The 18,180-nt window shown below is 42.7% G+C and carries 9 protein-coding genes; 2 read left to right on the top strand and 7 right to left on the bottom strand.

Annotated elements, in window-relative coordinates:
* Nucleotides 1–10: 10 nt before the first annotated feature.
* The 7 genes from QE417_RS15685 to QE417_RS15655 are packed head-to-tail and all read right to left on the bottom strand — an operon-like array spanning nt 11 to nt 13,751.
* Nucleotides 11–3,235, bottom strand: a complete 3,225-nt coding sequence (locus QE417_RS15685; RefSeq protein WP_311951409.1) for a SusC/RagA family TonB-linked outer membrane protein — start codon at nt 3,233–3,235, stop codon at nt 11–13.
* A gap of 16 nt (nt 3,236–3,251) precedes the next feature.
* On the bottom strand, nt 3,252–4,886 hold the full coding sequence (locus QE417_RS15680) for a fasciclin domain-containing protein (protein ID WP_311951408.1): 1,635 nt from the start codon (nt 4,884–4,886) through the stop codon (nt 3,252–3,254).
* Between the two features lie 45 nt (nt 4,887–4,931).
* A complete protein-coding gene (locus QE417_RS15675) occupies nt 4,932–6,653 on the bottom strand; it encodes a fasciclin domain-containing protein (protein ID WP_311951407.1) in 1,722 nt (573 codons plus the stop codon).
* Nucleotides 6,654–6,681: 28 nt separating this feature from the next.
* Nucleotides 6,682–8,166 carry a RagB/SusD family nutrient uptake outer membrane protein gene (locus QE417_RS15670; protein ID WP_311951406.1) on the bottom strand — a complete coding sequence of 495 codons (1,485 nt, stop codon included), beginning with the start codon at nt 8,164–8,166 and terminating at the stop codon, nt 6,682–6,684.
* A gap of 18 nt (nt 8,167–8,184) precedes the next feature.
* Nucleotides 8,185–10,950: a SusC/RagA family TonB-linked outer membrane protein gene (locus QE417_RS15665; protein ID WP_311951405.1), complete on the bottom strand. Its 2,766-nt coding sequence runs from the start codon at nt 10,948–10,950 to the stop codon at nt 8,185–8,187.
* A complete protein-coding gene (locus tag QE417_RS15660) occupies nt 10,917–11,492 on the bottom strand; it encodes a carboxypeptidase-like regulatory domain-containing protein (protein ID WP_311951404.1) in 576 nt (191 codons plus the stop codon). The genes QE417_RS15665 and QE417_RS15660 overlap by 34 nt, the downstream gene beginning before the upstream one ends.
* 15 nt (nt 11,493–11,507) lie before the next feature.
* Nucleotides 11,508–13,751, bottom strand: coding sequence for a fasciclin domain-containing protein (locus tag QE417_RS15655; protein ID WP_311951403.1), 2,244 nt, complete (start codon nt 13,749–13,751; stop codon nt 11,508–11,510).
* A 771-nt stretch (nt 13,752–14,522) separates the two neighbouring features.
* Between QE417_RS15655 and QE417_RS15650 the strand changes: the two genes are divergently transcribed.
* Nucleotides 14,523–17,012 carry a carboxypeptidase-like regulatory domain-containing protein gene (locus tag QE417_RS15650; protein WP_311951402.1) on the top strand — a complete coding sequence of 830 codons (2,490 nt, stop codon included), beginning with the start codon at nt 14,523–14,525 and terminating at the stop codon, nt 17,010–17,012.
* Between the two features lie 172 nt (nt 17,013–17,184).
* A complete protein-coding gene (locus QE417_RS15645; protein WP_311951401.1) occupies nt 17,185–18,180 on the top strand; it encodes a mevalonate kinase family protein in 996 nt (331 codons plus the stop codon).

Genomic DNA, 18,180 nt, shown 5'->3' with positions numbered 1-18,180 from the left:
GTCAACTTAACTATATACCTATACGCACTCCTAATTGTACCGTTCTGAACTGAGGCTCAAGCGTAGTATCAATACCACGCAACAGCAGGTTTTCGCTCGCTGCAAACTCCGGATCGTAGCCTAAATACTTGGTAAAGGTTACCAGGTTGTTACCTGTAGCATAAATTTTTACATATTTAGGAAACTTCAATTTTTTAAGGTTTACGTCGTAATTTACGGTTAAAGTACGCAGGCGAAAATATGATCCGTCTTCGATCCAGCGGTCAGAGAAACTTGAGTTTCCGCTTGGGTCGCCAAAGGATGCACGCGGGGTTGAGGTAACCTGCCCATCGGCACGCCACCTGTTGTTAATGGCCAGCGACTGGTTGTTGTAGTTGCTTTGCGACTCAATTTGACGACGGGTATAGTTGTACAACTGGTTGCCCTTGCTAAAGGTAAACAAAGCACTTACAGTAAAGCGTTTGTAAACTATGCCGGTACTTATACCACCCACAAAATCGGGGTTAGGGTTGCCTATTACCTGCATATCCTGCGCGTCTATAATCTTATCACCATTTACATCAACAAAGCGCATATCGCCACCTTGAAGCGGAACTAAGCTACCCTGTGAGTTGCGGTATGATAAACCGGCTGTTGAGGCCTCGGTACTGGTGGTATATACACCATTTGTTTTGTAACCGTAAAATACACCTGCAGGGCGGCCAACCTCGGTTAGGATAGTTGCACCGGCGTACTGGGTTTTCATGGTAGCAGGCAAGCTGGTTATTTTATTGCGGTAAGCTGCTATATTAAAGCCTAAATCCCATTTAAAATTAGGCTGACTGATTACACGGCCATTAACCGACAACTCGAAACCGTTGGTACGCATACCGCTATTGTTGGTAACGGCATAAGCCAAACCACCTGCGGCAGCAACGGGCTCCTGGGTTATCATTTTGGTGGTAGTGTTTCTGAAGTAATCAGCAGTGATGCTCAAACGCTCCTGAAAGAAGGCCGCATCGATACCAATATCGAGCTTTTTACCAATTTCCCATTGCAGCATAGGGTTGCCAAAGTTAGCCCTTACCAAACCTTGCAGGCCTAATAAGTTTTGCGATACATAATACTGACGAGAAGCGTAGTTACCAATATTATCGTTACCGGTTAAACCGTAGCTGGCGCGAAGTTTAAGTAATTCGATAAAGTTGATGTTGGCCATGAATTTTTCAGACGACATAACCCATGCAGCCGACGCCGATGGTAATACAGCCATTTTAACACCGCCTAACGATACACCGTCGGCCTGTGAGCCAAAGCGCGAAGACGCATCGGCGGTTAAGTTAAAGCCAAATATGTATTTGTTATATAATTGGTAGTTGGCACTCAAATAATTGTTCATCCAGCGGTATTTACCAATATCGCCGCCTACCATACGGGTTGTAGCCAAACCGTTACTCACGGTAATCAGCTGATCGATAGCCGAGTTGTAGCTGCCGTTAACGTTATACTGCGAGGTAAAGTGTGTAAATCTTGTACCCAGGTAAACTCCCAAAGTATGTACGCGGTTAAAGGTGCGGTTGTACGATAGGTAAGTATCGTTATACAAGCTATACAAACGCTGGGTTTGACTACCCAGGCGACTATCAATAACAACAGTAGCAGTAGTATCATTAGCAACACCGGCGCGTGGCATAAACGTATTCTCGCGCACCTTATCGGTAGTTACGCCAATGAGGGTTTGGGCAGCAAAGCTGCGGCTAAACTGGTACCTGAAAACAAGGTTACCAAAAAAGCGATAGTTGCGGTTACGGCCTATTGAATTTGCTATAATAGCGGCAGGGTTACTGATGCCAAATATATCAGTATCGGCCAGGTTAGGCGATTCGATACCCTGCGCATTTACATCATTGGTACGGAGTAATGGCGATTTAATTAAGCCCAGGTACAATTGATTGGTATTTGGCGATAAACCCTGGTCGCGCAGGTTTTGCTCGTTGTACTGAAATGACAGGTTTGCCTTTACCGTAAAGTTTCGGCTGATATTTAAATCGGCGTTGAAACGAGTGTTAAACTTGCTCAAATCGGTCATTGGGGTAATGCCTTTATTACCTCCATAGCCTAATGATAATACGTAACGGGCAATATCATCACCACCCGATACACGCAGGTTATAGTTTTGGTTGAAGCCGTTTTTAAATGCGCGTTTTTGCCAGTCGGTATTGTTATGGTATACATAATAATTAGCCTGCGAAGGGTCATCGTTCATGTAAGGCAATGCCGAAATTTGTGACGAAGTAAGGTTGGTGGTACGCAGCAAGTCAGACAAGTAAGTACGATAATCACCGGCTTGCATGATAGGCAATTTATTGCCTGTTGGCATATAATTGTAAGCACTGTATGCCGAAAAATCAATTTTGGTAGCTAAATCGGGGTTATTGTTGGTGGTTATTAAAATTACACCATTGGCACCTTTTGTACCATACATACCTGCCGAAGCATCCTTTAAAATTGTATAGTTATCTACATCGTGTAAATCGAGGTTAGCAAACGGGTTGTGGATGTGTCCGCTTATTAATGAACGGCCGTAGCGATAAGTATCATATATCATACCATCAACTAACACCAGCGGAGCGTTACCTCCATATAAGGAGTTATAACCACGTAAAAATAAGTTAGCACCAATATTTGGCGTACCCGAACGGCGGATAACATCTAAGCCGGCCACTTTACCCTGTAAATAACTATCCGGGGTTTCCTGCGACACCGGATCCCAGGCACCCTGTGTATTTACCGATGATACTGCGTTTGAAACATACGCATGCGGAACAGCACCAAATGGCATTCGGGCAACATCATAAACCGAACTGTATGAACCCTCAAAAAGGAAAATATCAGGCAATGATGTACGACGGCCTTTAACCGGAACTTTCTTTTCCTGGTAGCCCTGGCCGCTTATGTTTAAAACCACATCGGCATTGGGCAAGCTAATGGTAAAACGTCCGTTCTCGTCACTAATGGCCGATGAATATAAAGGCACACCAATGTTGATGCCCGATATAGGGCGTTTAGTTGCGGCATCTTTAATAACACCGCTTATTTTTGGCCCTTTAGCCCGGCTTATAGAATCGGCCTTGTAACGTGCAATACTATCTGCAAGCCGTACTGATACGCTATCTGTTTCCTGCGCTTTGGCTTTTACGCCCCATAAAAGGCATATAAAGAGCAGTAAACTAAATGATTTAGTAAAATTTTGCATAGTTAAGGTTGAGAAGTTATTGTATAATAGGTACCAGTTTTACGTAATCGAATGTGATGTTATTTGTGTTGGCTGCTGTAGCATTTGCACCTATCACATACATATTAATTGATGTACGCTTAAGCACAGTTAAGTTACCATTGGTTAAATTAATGGTATTTGCTGCGGTTGCTGTTGTGGTAGGATTACCACCCGCAATATTGGTAGGCGGCGTGAGCAAACTGGTTGCACTTTTGTTTGCCGGCGTTGGTAAAGTAACTTCATCCCAATTAACTAAAGGTACACCGTTAAAGCTAACCGGCCCCATGCGCTGCGCCGGGAATTTCACCACATCGTTGGGTGCGATGGTACCGCCAGAGATCGTTGGTGCTGTTATCTGTCCAAAATTGAAGCTCTCAACAATATCGGTTGGGGTAGTAAAGCTTATATCATTTATAGCACGCACAACTATTTTATACTGGCAGGTGTATAGGTTTGGTAATTTATAGGCAGCAAAAAAGTTAGCCGGTAATGTTGCGGTGGTGCCTATCATGATATCATTTAACGTCAGGCCATTCTTATCGCGGCGGCTGCGGTAAAACATACTGCCGCGGGCATCGGTACGGGCAAAAAAACTAGGTTGCTCACCCTGTATAACAATTTCTGTTATCTTGTTTTTAATATCAAAAGGCAGGCTGTTTACCACATACACCATACCGTTGCTGGCACTGTAACTTTGCACAACAGCTGTTGCTGCTGCAGGCACGGGTACATTATTTACCGACACTAAATTATTTAATCCGGTTTGCGGAACCATTCCACGTACGGCGGCATCTTTCAATACATTAAAGCCAGCCAAAATATTCATGGTAGTATCCTCAGAGTTGGTCACGGTTGCAAAGTATTTGCTCACTTTGTTTCGTTCGGCATCGTAAGCAGCATCGGTTAATACAAAGTACGTATAGGTACTATCTTCGTTAGCCAGGCTGGCTACACGGTTAAAGTACTTGTTAATGCTCACTAAACCTGTACCGGGCACCAGTATGGGTTTACCTGTTTTAGGGTCGTAGCTTTGTACTGTAGCTTTTGAGGTATCAACATAATTGGTATCGTTACGTAATATATAAGCCTTGTGCTTATCGGCTACGCCATTTAAACTTCTGATGTATTCAGAGATGTTCATTTTAGGCGGAATTGCCTTATCAATGACATGTATCACACCATTACTTACATACTGGTTAGCAGTAGTAATCTGGGCATCTTCAACAGTAGTTGAAGTAAAAGTTACATTTTTACCGCCCAGGGTACGTACACGCATGGTTGGTTTAGGGGCAGTAGTTAAATAAACCTGGCTTGCAATATGGTTATTTACAAACTTTTTAAGTTTGGCCGTATCATTCACCGTGGCCGGGTCAATACCCTGCAGCGCCTGGTTGGTAGGCGCCCAAATGGTATAGGTTTTTGAACCTGCCAGTAATTTATCATACCCCAATTTGGTTAGGTAACCCGAGAAAGTGCTCAGGTTACCGTTCTCTTGTATTTGCTGTACAACGTTCTTATCCAATTGCTGGTCAACAGCCTCGGTACGCTCGTCCCACTGTTTTTTACAAGCGCTTAATGCTATGGTTATCAGCAGTAAGGCTATCATATATTTATTTTTGAAACTCTTCATTCTTTCAGATAATTCAGATTTATTAAGTATTAATACACCTTCATATTAAGGTATCAACCCGCCGCTACGGCCCAGCTTAGGTCTTAACTGATCCATGTCAACCGGCCTGAATTCAATGGCGTCGAGCACAAACTGTGTTGCACAACCTGTACATGCTGTAGCCGTTAGGGTTACGGTGTGACGTGCAGTGGTAGCTACGTTAACAATACCAACCAAACGGCCAACATGCGACGGGGCCTTAGTAAAGTTGGCTATAGGCCATTCTGAATAGCTTTTAAATCCTCTCGACTCAGCTTGTGCCTCTGTTTCACCATAAATAAGTGCATCAGCAGGATTTAAAATGTTAGGTAGGGTAACACCGTCAAAAGCAACAGGTATACTTTGACTACCGCCACCAACTTTATAATCGATCCATATTTTATAGCGCCCCTTCACAATTACAGGCGTGGTAAATGTTGCCTGTGATGTATTACTTGTTTTGGCTCCGGTTCTGAAACGTAATCCTATATTTACGTAATCGTTTCCAAAAAAATATTCCTCTGGTCCGGGGTTTGCAGCAGTAGTCGAATACGCCAACCTGTTATTATCACTCGATTCGCCCACCAATACAACTTCGCTAAGTGATGCGTAGTTGAATATTTTGCCTGATTGCCCTGGCACACGATAGAAACCAGAACGCCTGATTTCGGGTTGATTAGCCACATCGAAATAAACCGGTGTTGGGAAACGCACTTTTATTCTGTAAGTACCTAATGGGCGGTGCAATACGCCATTGCTGGCAGATATATCACTATTAGGGCGATCAAGCGCAATTCCGGGTTCTAATACACCATTAAAAGTATCGTTATTTAGCAGTACGGTTTGGCCATCCAGCTCGCTTGTAGTAACCTCAAGAGGGGCCAATGTGGCATGTGCAGTAGATGTTGCAATATCTGACAAGTAAGCTAATTCGGGCCACACACGGTATGCACAAAATAACCAAAGGCTGTCGGCATGGTTTTTAGGATCGCCTGTTTTTGAATAACGGGTTTTTAAGGCATTGTAGTTGGCTATACCGTTTGCGTTAAAGGCACTGTCGGTTTCGGCTATGAGCGTTAAAAATTTACGCGAAACGTTGGTATTGGCATTACTCGATACATTCAAGGTATCATAAAAACCGGTTTCCTTTAAGGCAGTAGTAAAAATGCTGTACTTAGGATTTGTTTCCAGCGTACGTGCCAAAGTAAGCTCGGCCGGGAAAAGCACGTTATCAATAATGTGAATTAAACCGTTACCGGTTTTAATATTACCGGTAACAAAGTTAGCTTGCTTGTTAATTACAATTGAAGTTACTCCGTTTACACTACGGGTGCCGGTGATTATATATTGGCCCGATTGTGTTGGGGTACGCAGTTTGCCATCTTTAAAATAATTGGTATTCAAAGTATCGGCCAGCATACTTACCGATACTATTTTTTTTGCCGTAGCTTCATCAATAGCATCAACACTGGCTTTATTGGTGGCTTTTAAATATGCATTTACACCGGCATTGTTTGATACAAACAAGGTGTATGCGCCATAAGCATCCAGGTAACTTGCATAACCTGCTTTATCAACTATTTGCTTAAACAGCGAGTAATCGGGGTTTTGTTTAATGTACGAATACATGTTTACCGTACTTGTGGTTGTGTAAGTAAGCGCTTCCCGTTTACAACTATTAAAACCAATCATTACGGTGAAGCCCAATACCATCAGTATTGCAGGCATCCGGTCAAATATTTTTCTCATATCAGTCTTCATTTTGTTGGTGCAAAAACTATTTGTAGAATGGGTTTTGAATCAGGTTAGGGTTTGTTTGTATTTCGTATTGGTTTATTGGCAGATAGTGGTTGTTCTTATCGCGCAATTTATTCAGCGCTGCCTGCTGGGCTTCCGGCGGAATTACCTTAATTACAGCATTTAGCAATACGTCTATACGTGCATAATTGTTACGCTTGGCGTGGCGAATTAAATCGTACCAACGTTTGCCTTCGTAAGCAAGCTCAAGAGCACGCTCCTGTAAAACGTAATCATTAAGCCCGCTTACATCTCCCGGTTGTGGATTAACCTGTGCCGACTTTGGCAGAGCCCTGGCGCGTGTACGTATCTGACTTACAATATCAAGTGTTTCCTGCCCGCGGTTGCTGTTGGCACAGGCCTCAGCTTTCATTAATAAAACATCTGCATAGCGGTAAAATATCCAGTGAGCAAACGAGTTGTCAACTGATCGTACTGAATTGGAAGATAAGCCTATGTATTTGTATATAAATTGATCGCTTTGGCGTACCGAGGCATCAATGCCCCTTACGTCTCTAACGTTGATAGGGTCAAAATCATCCTGCCCCCAAAAGTTGTCAATAATATCGCCCGGAGCCTTAAAACGGATCGGGAGCAAAAACATAGTATAGAACGGGTTTAAAAACTGGTTGTCAAACTGCAGTTCAAAAATGGCTTCCTGTGAGTTACCTGCCACGAACAACCGGTTAAACCAACCACTTTCGGTAGGTACCAGGGCAAACTTACCTGTGCTTATAATTTTATCGCACGCGGTAATACAATCAGCATAGCGCTCCATCCACAGGTAAACATCGGCCTGCAGGGCGTTTACACTATATTTGGTAACACGCCCTTTATCATATGCATTGTTACCATAACTTATTACGGCATAGCCTTCGGCTGTTTGCAAATCGGCAACTATGCGGTTCAATATCTCGGCCTGAGGGTTTTTAGGTAACTGGCCCAGATCCGAGTCAGATGAGGTTGAGTTTAATTTAAGCGGAACATCGCCAAAGGTACGTGCCAGGTAAAAATACATGATGGAGCGAATGGTCAACGCTTCGGCCAGATAAGCATTTAACTGGGTTTGCGTTAAGGTAGCATCGCGACTGATAACCTGCGGACCAAAATCGAGCACGGTATTACAAAGGTTAATTACCCTGTAAAATTCGCCCCAATCGGTTATACTATTAGTTGATAAAATATTATTATTTACTACGTTAATATCATCCTGTCGTGAGTTTAGTCCGGGTATTACCATGTCGGCACGTAATTCGCCCCAAATGAAAAAATTGGCTGTAGTATTGCCCATAGCATTGTATAATGCTATCACTGCCGATGATAATTGTTCTTTGGTTTGCCAGAACTTATCGCGCGTTATGCCATCCTGCGGACGCAACTCCAGGTACTTGTTGCATGAGGTTGCCGTTACCAACACCATCATTACAGTAAGTAATATTGCTTTATAAAAATTCTTGTTAAACATTATTATGCAGTTTAATATTTAAAATGATGCGGTTAAACCTAAAGTGAACATCTTTAAAGGTGGCGTAGCACTATCATCCTGCGCCAACTGGAATATGCCCGTACCTCTTAACGATACCTCGGGATCTTGCCCGGTATAGCGGGTAAAGGTCATCAGGTTTTCGGCGGTTACATAAGCGCTCAGGTTTTTGGCCTTAATCTTGTTTGCAAACTTCTTATCAAAGGTGTAACGCGCTGTTACCGAACGGAACCTCAGGAACGTGCCACTCTCAATATACCTTGATGAGCCTAACCAGTTATAACCTGTATTGTATAAAGCACGCGGCATATCGGTTACATCTCCGCTTGTGCGCCATCTTCTTAATATGGCAGTACTTTGGTTATTAAATGAAGCCATGTTGGTGGTGATCATTTTGGTATAGTTGATGATCTGGCTGCCGGTACGGAACGAGAAGAAACCTTGTATTTTAAGATTGCCTTTAAAAGTTATGCTCGGGCCAAAACCACCGGTAAACTTAGGGCTACCATTACCCAGGTAAACTACGTCCTGATAGTTGATGTTACCATCGTGGTTAATGTCTTCGTACATGGCATCGCCCTGTTGGAACAGGTAATCGGTTGCCGGGTAATTGAAGCGCATTTGCACCGGCTGGCCGCTTGGGCTAACAATTTTATTGCCATTGGCATCGCGGGCAATGGTGGCATCGGCATCTTTATAAACACCTGAAAATTTGTAGCCGTAAAAAGAGCCCAACGGGTTGTTAACCTGCAGCAATTGCAAATACTGCCCGTTTACCGAAACGTTACCTGAAGAAGTTTGATAGAACGGCGATATTGACCTTACAGCATTGATGTTTTGCGCAATGTTAAAGTTGAAATCAACTATCCAGTTCTTGGTTTTTACAGGTGTAGTAAATATGCTCAGTTCGTATCCTTGGTTATCCATGGTTCCCACATTAAGCGATACCGCGTCATAACCTGTCACGCTAGATATACCGAGGTTGGGCGAAAACAGATCGCGGGTACGGTTACGGTATATACCAAAGTCAATGTTTAAACGCTGTTTAAATAATATGATGTTAACACCGGCATCTAAACCTGTTAATTGCTCCCAGCGCAGGTTATCGAGCTGAATATTATTTGAGTATAAACCAGTTTGTCCTAAATAGCTATTTGGCGTACTTACAAAAGTGTTATAATAAATATAAGGGAACCTTGAAGGCGGCGGGTTACCACTGCGGCCAATACCGCCACGGAAACTAAACTCATCCAAAAAGCTTTCAAACTTTTTCATGAATTTTTCGCCCGAAAAACGGTATCGGAACGATGCCGAAGGGAAGAGGCCGTAACGGCGCTCAGGACCAACGTTTGAGCTACCCTCGCCGCGTAACGCAACGTTTACAATGTAGCGGTCTAAAAACTTGTATTGCGCGTTTAATAAAGCTGCAACCGAACGCTGCTGCACCAGGCCCGAGCCGATAGACAGATCGCTATTAGTGATACGGCCGGGTACCGATGGATCTTGCAAATAAGGTGAAGCTGTACCAGCAATTAACTGCGATTGAGTTACCGATTTATTATCATTGGTTTGAATTGAAAGTAAGCCGGTTAAAGCATGCTTTTCGTTTAAACGCGGGGTAAAAATAAGGTTGGTTTTTGAGGCAACCGAGTAAGTATCATAATCCGAGCTACCGGCGCGGTTTACCGAAGTTTCGGTAAACGGACGGCCTGTGGCAATTTGCGGCAAAAAGCGGTTTTGTTTACCATTGGCAATATCAAAAACGATGTCGCCATTGAGGTTAAGTACTTCAGGGATGATGTTATATGTTAAATTGAAGTGCGGTATAACCCTATCGGTAATTAAGGTGTTTTGCGCGGCAGTAGCCATAGCTAAAGGGTTGTAAATAGGTACCCTTGCAGTTGGGTTATATGCCCCTTGTATATTGGCCGACGGCGAAAAGAAGTTTGGCGTAAGCACACCTGCATCATTATACTCATATATACTCATGTTGGGCATGCGTATCATAGCTATGTTACGTACACCATCAGGTCCGGTGCCGTTGCTTGCGTTTGAGTAGTTATAATCGGTTACGTTGTGAGCGTACGAAATAAATGTAGTAAACCTTATTTTGCTCGATACAATGTAATCTAAGTTTAAGCGGGTATTTAAACGCTTAAAGCCTGTACCTACGGTAGTACCTGTTTGGCCGTTGTAACCTACCGATGCAAAATAACGGGCTTTATCGCCACCACCCGATATGGATAGGTTATTATCGGTTAAGTAGCCGTCTTGCGTAATGGCTTTTACCCAATTAGTATTTTGGCTGTAGTTATTGTAATAATATTTATCCAACGGATCATAAGCAAATTCCTTAATGGTACTGGTTGGTAGCGGCACACCGGCTACGTTCATATACATCTCAGGGATGAAGGTTGAATACTGGTCGCCGGTAAGCAGCGGGATGGCGCTTGGCTGTCTTGATAAGGTACCTTTAAAAGTATAGCTGATAGTTGGCGCACCTTTTTGGCCACGTTTGGTGTTAATAATTAACACACCGTTGGCTGCTTGTGCACCCCAAACTGCTGTAGCGGCTGCATCTTTCAAGATCGATATATCTTTAATATCTGATGGGGCAATGCTCAACAGATCGGCATACTGATTTTGGTCTGCTGTACTGAAGTTAAAATCATTAGGTACAGTGGTTTGAAAAGGCACACCATCAACCACGATCAATGGGTTGGTATTACCATTCAAGGTTGAGGTACCACGAATTTTGATTGACATACCAGCGCCCGGATCGCCCGCGAGTTCGATATTATGTCTACACCCGGTAAACGGCCTTGAATAGCCTGGTCAATACTGGTTGCGGCTAATTCTTCAACGTCTTTAGCATTCAGCGTAACGGTCGAAGTGGTTTGGTCGCGTTTATCGATCAATAAACCCGTACCGTTATTAACCGGCGGGCGGGCTGTTACCACCACATCGGTTAATGCGCGGGCGCTTGATTCAAGCGCAACGTTAAACTGGCGTTTTGGGCCGATCTCCAGTGTACGTGGCTTATAGCCAATGGTCGATATAACTAATTTGTGAGTAACATCGGTTATTTTAAGAACAAAGTTACCATCAATATCAGTAGCCTGGCCGCTAATGGTACGACCGTCCTTATCCTGCTCAACAACGGTGGCCCCTACAACGGGCAGCTTATCGCGCGAGTCGGTTACCCGGCCCTTTATTAATATTTTTTCGGCTGTTTGCGCATGTGCGTTAACAAGAGCTACGCATAAGGCAAAAACCGTATAAAAAACAGTAGTATAAATTCTTCTCATGAGTAAGGCCGGTTGTTAATAAATGTATTTTAAATAATTATTAATTTGGTGAAACAGGGTGCGTGTACCCAGGTAGTTACTGGTTGCCGGAAAGTTACTTGCGTTGTTAGGTGGCAAAACAGTAGCCTGCCTACCGTTTACATCTACAACCCGCAGGTTATTAGGCTGGTTAATAACGGTAATATTAACCACATCGCCATTGGCATTTTTAAGCAAAGTGGGCTGCGCCGTACCATTAGGTGATTTTTTACCATCAGGAGCAATAGTAATACCGCTTAAAAAATGATAGTAAATAAACCTGGCCACATTGTCCTTGTCCAGGGTTGCTGTTGGCGTAAAGTTTGGCACACCTGTGGCTGCGTTGCCGGGTAATACCCCATCTCTTACGGCTTGAACTATAGCCTCATTGGTTGGTATAAACACCGTATAGTTAGCGCCGAGGGTTAAACCGGTCAAATCTTGCGTGTTAGCATTGTAAATTTGTGAGTTAACCAGGTAACGGTAAAAATTATAATAAGGCGAAGTTGTAGTTGCCGCATTAACTGCAATTTGCTGCGGTAGTGTTTTTACCGGGTAGGTTATGATGCCGTTATTACCCAGATAATAAACCCTTCCGTTTGAGTAATCTTTTGAGCCAACTACATTTAAGGTAGTACCGGATTCAACTGTGCCGCCCGATGATATGGTATTGTTATTCCAGCGAATATACTCGCCGTTATTGGTTTCGATGATACCACTGCCCGAAAGGTCATTAAGTTCGTTGTTTTGGGTAGGCACTATTGATAATTGCAGTATGCGTATCAATTGGTCGCGCACGGCATTACCGCTAACTGTAGCACCGTTGGAGGTGTAGCTGAAGGTGGTTGTAGTTGCATCATAATTATAACCGGCTGCTTTTAAAGCAGCATCAGGCATCATAAACACGGTGTAACGTATACCCGGATTAGTTAAGGCAATACGCAAACCCTGGTTAAGCAGCAAGGTCATGATAGAGTAGTTGTTAGGATCGAGGTAAGCCCTGGCATATACCGTACTGAACACGTTGGTAGCCTGTACCTTAGTGGCTCCGTAAAACACGCCGTTGCTGCAAAACTGCTTCTGCACAATATCGGCAGTTGAACTGAAACGGGCAGGTTCGTTTAAAAAGTTATTGGTGGTTGCAAATTTTGAAGGCCATACTGTTGCCTGAAACATATGAGCATTCAGCAAATCGGCAATAATACCCGGAGGAAGGGTATTTACCAGCGCATCAATTTGCGCATTGGTAAGTTGCTGCGTTGGGGTGGATTTGAAGAATTCCAGCACCACATCATTCAAGTATTTATACAATACATCATTGGTTGGTGCAAACAGCGTATATCCTTCAGCCTGACCGTCATTATCCTGCACCTTCAAAAAGTTCTCATTGTTTGGCGAGTATGCCAGCAGGTTTGAATATAACTTTACATATACACTGTTTGATTTGCCGGTATTAACCCTGTAACGGTTATTCAAATCCGGGCTGGTTAAATAAGTAACCATAAACTGGTCGAGTATACGCTTGTAAAGGCTGTACTGGGCATTTTTGGTTATTTGATCTTCGAGGCTTGGCAGCGGCAGCAGCACACGGTCAATTTCATGTATAACCCCGTTTTCGGCTAAAATATTACGGTTGGTAACCTGGGCATCAACCACATTAAAGCCACTGTAAGTAGCGTTAGGAAAGAAATACTTATAGTCAGCTTCGGTTAGGCCGCGTGTAGCCATGTAAGTTGAATAAAAGTATGGAATGTACTTATTATTGTTATCGCCTAACAAATAAAGGATACCGTTACGATTGCTGCTCAAAAGCGTTGTCGAGGCTCCGTCAGGGCCATTGCCTGTATAATAACTATCATAATATGCGGTACGACGTTTATAAGCGTTGTTTGGAACCCATCCCACTGGCTGCGTGGTTGACTGAAAGTCGGCAATGTGGTCGGTTTGGTATGCGTTATATACTAAACAATAGGTAACAATTTTACGGGCAGTTTCCGCGTCAATTTTATCAAGGCTGGTACTGTTATCGGTAAAATACTTCTGAAAAGCAGCATCGTTAGGAGCAAAAAGTGTCCAATAACCGGCTGCGCTCAAGGTATTTTTATACCCCGACTTATCAATTACGGCAAGCAAAGATTTAAAGTTGCCTTTACTTTCGAGGGTTTGATAAATGGGTGGGCCTAAATTTTCGGGCCTGCCGTAATAGTTGTCTAAAGCCTCCTTACGACAGCTTGTAAACACTATGCTTACGCATAACAATAGCAATAAATTTTTCAATAATTTATACATCATACTTATATCTAAATATGTTAGATGGAAATGGGTGAGCTAAAACGCTAAAGGCCGATAGATAAACCTATCGGTTATTAATAATTGTCGGTTTGACTAATTAAATAATTGGGGACACGTACGGTCAAGAAATGGTCTTGTAAAAGTTTATTCATTCGTTGAGTTTTAATTGGTTTAATCAATAAAAATATTGTATACGATATTAGCGGGTCTGTATACTATTTTATCTGAACTAAAATTATCTACTTCAGGCGCACAAACCATCCTGCACTGTCCTTTATTTGTTAATTTTGTTAAATTCACGAATAATAAGCCAAATAAATTATCATATCAGTAATTATTTAACACAAACATTAACAATAGCCAAATTTTATATGGGTTATTTATAACAAATAAGGGCTAATATCCAATCAAAATCAACTATCCTGTATTAAAATTTACATATTAATGTTGCAACATCAATCCCTAAAAACACTTAAATACATCACATACGTTATAAAAATATCTTTGAACCGGCGTTATAATAAACATTAGAATACAATTAGATTGTGGCGATTTTTAACTTTTAAACCATACATCTGCTTCTTCAGCAGGCAGTAATTTTTCAAGCATTATTAAAGCATGTAGCAGCAGGATGGCATGATTGCTTAATATTTAAAAACTTGCATAAATTGCATGCAGTAAACCATTATACATTCCTGTAACTATAAACCTTCTTGCCCCGTGAAAAAAGCAGCTCTATGCATTGTATATGCATTTTTGATATGTATATATATATTACCGGTGTACGCACAAACCGCACCTGCACAAAAACAGGTTAAACTTTTTTTTGAAAAAGTATTCATTCATACCGACAGGCAGATTTACACTCCTGCCGATGATATATGGTTTAAGGCTTATTTATTAAATGCGCAAGACAATCATTTGGTAGCCACCAGCAAAAACTTGTACGTTGAAGTAATTGCGCCCGATAATAAAATTATTGGCCAGGAAATGATTGCGCTAAACAATGGCCTGGGCAATGGTGATTTCAAACTCCCCGACTCGCTGGCCGCTGGTAATTACAGCCTGCGTGCCTACACCAACTGGATGCGCAATTTTGGCAACAACTTTATATTTGAAAAAAAACTCACTGTTGTAAGCACCAAACCATCAGCCCCCGCTGTAACAAAAGCAGGTGAGTTTATCGTCCGATTTTTCCCCGAGGGAGGATCGCTGGTTACAGGGCTGGGCTCAATAGTAGCTGTAAAGGCCGAGGATAGCTCGGGACAGGGCTATGCGGTGCGCGGAGCTGTTTATACATCATCGGGCGATACTGTTGCCCATTACACTACCGACAGTTTTGGGATGGGAATATTTACACTTCTACCCTTACAGGGGCAAAGTTACCAGGCTAAAACCCTTATTAAAGGTAAACCCGTACAAAGCACATTACCCGCTGCATTAAACAGCGGACTTACCTTAAAAATTGTAAGACAAGATACATCCTTATACGCAGTAGTTACTTGTAATGAACAATCGGTAGCCGCATACGGGCAGCAAACTTTATCTATTAAAGCCCGCAGTTTTGGGCGGGTAACCTTTCAGCAAAGCTTTCAGCTTAAAGGAAATACTGCAGCCGTAGTTATACCTACCTGGCAAATGCCCGGCGGGCTGGCAGCCATAACTTTATATGATGGCGAGCAAAAACCCAACTGCGAACGCCTTATATATAATACCGGCACCGAAAAAGCTACACTTAAACTCAGCCTTAACAAACCGATTTACAATACCCGCGAAAAGGTAGGAATAAACATACAACTCAGCGATACCAAGGGGCAGCCTTTAAAAGGAGAACTTTCGGTTAGTGCGGTTGATGCATCCATTTCCCCGCTTGAAGAGAGCAATATATTGAGTTACTTGATGCTGCAATCAGAACTTAAGGGGGATATAAAAAATGCAGCCCGGTATTTTGATACTACCAATGTACAACATAACAAACAGTTGGATATACTACTACTAACCCAGGGATGGCGCGATTTTATATGGAAACGCCTTGCTGATACTACATTGCGCATAGCCTACATCCCCGAGCAGGGCATTAGTCTTTCGGGTACCGTGCTCGATAAAAAGAACGTACCCATCCCTAATGCCAACGTAACCCTTATTGCTGCCAACGCTATTAACGGCAGATTATTTGGGGCACAAACCGATGCTCAGGGTAAATACTTTTTTGACAATTTGCAATTACTCGGCAAGCAAAAAGTAAAACTAAACGCCAAAGACGCTAAAGGCAAACCACTGGGCAGCCTAACGCTCGACTCATTAGCGGCCAAACACCTGCCCGTTACTAATAATACTTTATATAACACACCTGCTATGGCGCAACTTCCGGCCCTAACCAAAGCCTCGCTTATAAAACAGGTAGCCCTTGCTCGGCAGCGTAGCCTGAGCGATACCATCATCCGCCTAAAAGATGTTGAAGTGCGCACGCCCAACAGGCAACAATTTGTAGACCGCATGGTTACCACTTTGGGGTATAAAGACGAAGTACTAACCGTTACGCCCGAAGACGAGAAATTAAACTCGTTACGCAACTACATCCTCGCAAAATCAAACCAGGCTCGCACTAATGATAGCAACAATCTTGTTTTCATAGCCGATGGTAAACTTGTGCGCCCCCGCATAGTAGTTGATAATAAGGATGCCGCGTTTAGCGATAATGATGCACCGGATGTGGTAGACCTGATGTCGAACCATTACCTGGAGTTACCAATTTCGGCAGTTAAAAAAGTAGTTATAAAAAAACTGGTTGGCGGCCCGCTCCTAATGGTTGAAAATGCCGAAGGCCTGGCAGCAACCACTGCCGCAGCCAGCCCAGCCGGCCGCGCTACTCAAAGCAGTAAAGATTTAGGTATTGTGTTTGCCATATACATCACCCTCAATCCCGAGGGGCTTAACAAACTGGCTGTAGGCGCAACCCAAGCCAACATTACCGGTTATTACGAGGCCCGTACCTTTTACAGCCCGGTTTACAATCCATCAAAAAACGATAACCGCACCGATGCCCGCCCTACTTTATACTGGCAGCCTAATGCAACGGTAAACAATTCGGGAAAAAGCAATATTAGCTTTTATAATAGTGATAGTAAATCAACAATACGTATTATTGTGCAAGGTATAGGCAGCAATGGCGTACCTGTTGCCGGCATAAAAACCTACAAAATTCAATAACACCGATCAATTTATAAAGTATCATTTTTTCACAACTTTATAATAATTATTATATTTTTATAACCAATTTAAGGCAAACAATGAAAATATTGCACCAATGCTTTATAATTGTATAATAATAAATTTCAATTAAACACTTAAACAACATATTCAATAACACAATACATTACCTATGATTATTGATTCAAGGGCCTATGCAAGGGCAGGCCTGCTTGGTAACCCAAGCGATGGCTATTTTGGCAAAACCATAAGCCTGAGCATTAAAAACTTTGGCGCTCACATTTTACTGTTCCAATCGCCCGAGTTGGTTATTGAACCGCAGGAAGCCGATGCCAATTCGTTCCGCAACATATATCACCTGCGCGATACTGCTGCTTTAATTGGCTATAACGGTGGTATACCCATTATTAAGGCGGCCATTAAAAAGTTTTGTGATTACTGCATTACTAACAACATCAGGCTGGCCAATAAAAACTTTACTATACGCTATAATTCAACCATACCGCGCCAGGTAGGTATGGCTGGCTCAAGTGCCATTATTATTGCTACCCTTAAGGCCTTAATGCAGTTTTACCAGGTTGAAATTCCTTTACATATACTGCCAAACGTTGCCTTAGAGGCCGAAACCCAGGAAATGGGCATTAACGCCGGTTTGCAAGACCGCGTTATACAATGTTATGAAGGTGTTGTACACATGGACTTTAACAAAGACCAAATGGCACAGCATGGCCACGGTGTTTATACCCCGCTGGACCCTAACAAAATGCCTAAACTGTATTTAGCTTATAAAACCCAGTTGGGCAAAGTATCGGGCAAGGTGCTGAACGAAATTCGCGCTAAATACGACAAAGGGGATGAACATACTATAGCCACCCTGCAAACCATAGCCAGCCTGGCCGATGAAGGCATTAAAGCCATAGAAGCGCAAGATTACAATTTGCTTGGCGAATTAATTAATGCCAACTTTGACAACCGTTGCAAAATCATGACCATTAGCGAAAGCAACATGGAACTTATCAATACAGCACGCAACTGTGGTGCATCAGCATCGTTCACCGGGTCGGGTGGTGCAATTATTGGTACATACCAAGACGATGAAATGCTGAAGAAACTGGTATACAGTCTTAAAAAATTAAACGCAAGAGTTATAAAACCTTACATTATATAA

This window comes from Mucilaginibacter terrae (assembly GCF_031951985.1).
Classification (GTDB): Bacteria; Bacteroidota; Bacteroidia; order Sphingobacteriales; family Sphingobacteriaceae; genus Mucilaginibacter; species Mucilaginibacter terrae_A.
The sequence above is the reverse complement of the archived record's forward strand: the minus strand, read 5'-3'. Positions and strand labels throughout refer to the sequence as shown.

Excerpts from the sequence above, each read along its gene's own strand:
- QE417_RS15685 (WP_311951409.1), bottom strand. The coding sequence starts at position 3,235 with ATGCAAAATTTTACTAAATCATTTAGTTTACTGCTCTTTATATGCCTT.
- QE417_RS15680 (WP_311951408.1), bottom strand. The coding sequence starts at position 4,886 with ATGAAGAGTTTCAAAAATAAATATATGATAGCCTTACTGCTGATAACC.
- QE417_RS15675 (WP_311951407.1), bottom strand. The coding sequence starts at position 6,653 with ATGAGAAAAATATTTGACCGGATGCCTGCAATACTGATGGTATTGGGC.
- QE417_RS15670 (WP_311951406.1), bottom strand. The coding sequence starts at position 8,166 with ATGTTTAACAAGAATTTTTATAAAGCAATATTACTTACTGTAATGATG.
- QE417_RS15665 (WP_311951405.1), bottom strand. The coding sequence starts at position 10,950 with ATGTCAATCAAAATTCGTGGTACCTCAACCTTGAATGGTAATACCAAC.
- QE417_RS15660 (WP_311951404.1), bottom strand. The coding sequence starts at position 11,492 with ATGAGAAGAATTTATACTACTGTTTTTTATACGGTTTTTGCCTTATGC.
- QE417_RS15645 (WP_311951401.1), top strand. The coding sequence starts at position 17,185 with ATGATTATTGATTCAAGGGCCTATGCAAGGGCAGGCCTGCTTGGTAAC.